This window comes from Pauljensenia hongkongensis, assembly GCF_001746855.1.
In the GTDB taxonomy this organism is placed as follows: Bacteria; Actinomycetota; Actinomycetes; order Actinomycetales; family Actinomycetaceae; genus Pauljensenia; species Pauljensenia hongkongensis.
The window spans coordinates 441,150-443,542 of sequence record NZ_CP017298.1; the positions used below are offsets into that span (position 1 = coordinate 441,150).

2 protein-coding genes are annotated in these 2,393 nt (G+C 68.1%); both read right to left on the reverse strand.

Annotated elements, in window-relative coordinates; genetic code table 11:
* Positions 1-124: 124 nt before the first annotated feature.
* On the reverse strand, positions 125-781 hold the full coding sequence (locus BH719_RS01830) for a TetR/AcrR family transcriptional regulator (protein ID WP_009743030.1): 657 nt from the start codon (positions 779-781) through the stop codon (positions 125-127).
* A 508-nt stretch (positions 782-1,289) separates the two neighbouring features.
* On the reverse strand, positions 1,290-2,393 hold a 1,104-nt coding region (locus BH719_RS01835; RefSeq protein ID WP_050790606.1), incomplete at its 5' end, for a zinc ribbon domain-containing protein.

Consider the following 2,393-nt stretch of genomic DNA (forward strand, 5'->3'; position numbering starts at 1 on the left):
CCCCCTCCGGCCCTGGAGTGCGAGGGCGGGCGGCCCCCGATACCCCCCTGGCCGTCGATCCGCGCCTCCGGCCCCGGAGCGCAAGGGCGGGCGCGCACGCGCAGAGGCGGAACGGCCGGGGGCCTCAGGCGCCCCCGGGGCCCCCCACGAGCCAGCGCCGTTTGACCTCGCCCACCGCGTAGGACACGACGGCCGTCATGTCCGCGTCCTCGACGCCGTCTGCGCGGTCGCAGAGCCACTGGAGCTGCATCCCGTCCGAAAGGGCGACCAGGTGGCGGGCGATCAGCCCCGACGGCGCCTCGGAGCGCACCTCCCCCGTGGCCTTGCCCGCTTCCAGAGCGTCCTGCAGGAAAGAGATCGCGAAGTCCAGGTGGTCGGAGAACCAGGCGTGCGCCCGGTGCTGGCGGTCGATGACGGCGCCGGACATCGCGGTGTAGAGCGCCACCCCCTCCGGGTCCTCCGCGTTCTCCCCCAGGATCGCGAGCCAGGTGTCCAAGGTGTCCGCCACCGACTCGCGCTGGGTGGGCAGGTGCCGCATCGAGTGCCGGTCGCGCTCGGCCAGCACTTCCGCCAGGAGGTGGTCCTTCGAGGAGAAGTGGTGGAGCAGGCCGGCCTTGGAGATGTCCGAGGCTCCGGCGATGTCCGCCAGCGAGGTGCCCGCGTATCCCCGCGTGGCGAACAGTGCCATCGCTTCGGAGAGGATGCGTGCTCTCTTGTCCTCGCTGCCCGCTTTCGGGCGGCCGGGGCGCCGTGCCCCAGCGCTCTTCGCTCGACCGGTCATGGGCGTGTTACTTCTCCCTGGTAATCAACAATTCAACCACATTATGATATCCATCATCGTTGAGATTACCACCTGGAAGACGGCTCACTTCAACACCGAAGCCGTCGCGGACAGCGCTTCGGTGGGGAAAGCGCCCACGAATCCGACCATGCCCGCACCGGTGCCGCACACAGCGGCGCAGGCGCAGGCAGCGGAAACGCCCGCAAGGCACCCGCCCCGGGCCGCCGGCCGATCAGGAATAGCTCGAGCGTGCTGTGGAGGACCTCGACCCGGCCCTCCTTCCAGCCGCCGGGCCGATCGGCGCGCGTTGGAAGACCGCCAAGAGGATGATCCCTGGCCTTCGAGGATGTGGAGGCGGGCGCCACCGGGCACCCGCAGGGTCCGCGGACGAGGGCCTTCGGCCTGCCAGCGCGGCGCACCGCCCGGACAACCGAACCGCCGGGGATAGAAGTGGCGGCCAGTCGTTGCAGACTGGCCGCCACTCATCCAAGAGCTCGGGAGGGAAGGATCAGTATTCACTCCAACTGAAAGTGAACTGCGGTTTCCCGTCCGCGCCCATCCTGATGGTGTTGTTCTCATCAACCCGGACTTCAAGGCGCACGGTGTATTTCTGATCACGTGGAGCGCTCTCTTTGAATAATCCGGAGCCCTCCTGCTTCGTGATGACCGCGTACTCCGCAGCGAACGAACCCTGTCGGTACTTATCACCCACGATTTGAGTCGGAACCTCCTTCACGTTCAAGACCGTGAGGGTCTTGGACCGGACCGAGTTAGGGCAGTCCTCATCCAGATTCCCTGCGTTCTCAACCGAACCGCAGGACTTCGTCTTCGCAACGGCGGCGTCCAGAGCCGCGGCCTTGAGGGCGTCGGAGTAAGTGGCCTCGAAGGTGATGGTGCGGGAGCTGAAGTCGTCCGCGGCGCTCACGGTGACTGGGGGCGCCGTCACGTACTCCCCCGTGTTCGCCGCGGACACCGTGTAGACACCGGGGTAGACGGTGATGGAGTTGTCGTCCTTGGCCAGCGTCTTCGTGGCGTCCCCGATGCTGACGGCGGGGATCCCCTTGGCCTTCACCTCGACCTTCAGCATGAAGGCCTCCGTGATCTGCCAGTTGTCCAGAACGCCGAACTCCTTCTTCCCCTGGGTGAGGGCGAAGTCGTGGGTGAAACGCTGCCCGTCCAGGGACAGGGTCGCCGTCACGTAGCGCACGTCGCCCTTGTTCTTGGAGCTCTCCTGCGACTCCTTGACCTCTGTGATCTCGATGCGCGCTGACGCCGCCTGCATGACCGCGTCGGTCATGAAGACGCGCTCCTCGTTGGCGATGCCCGGGTCCACCATCGCCGTGGCGGCCTCGGCCTTCCCATCGGCGAGCAGCTGCAGGTACTGCCGTGTGCGCGCCTCGGGGCTGCGCTGGCCGTTGAGGACAGCCAGCGCCACCACGCCGGCGATCACGACGACAACGAGGGCGCAGAGCGCCACGATGACGCGCCGCAGCTTCTTCCTCGCTGCCGGATCGGCCGGCTTGTCCGCCTGGGCGGGCACCAGGGGCGACATGCCGCCGGGGCGGGGCGGAGCGGACGGCTGGCCCTGCGCCCCACCACCGCTCTGGGGCAG

What these genes read in the sequence shown, in the direction of transcription:
- BH719_RS01830 (WP_009743030.1), bottom strand. Translation starts at nt 781, where the DNA reads ATGACCGGTCGAGCGAAGAGCGCTGGGGCACGGCGCCCCGGCCGCCCG.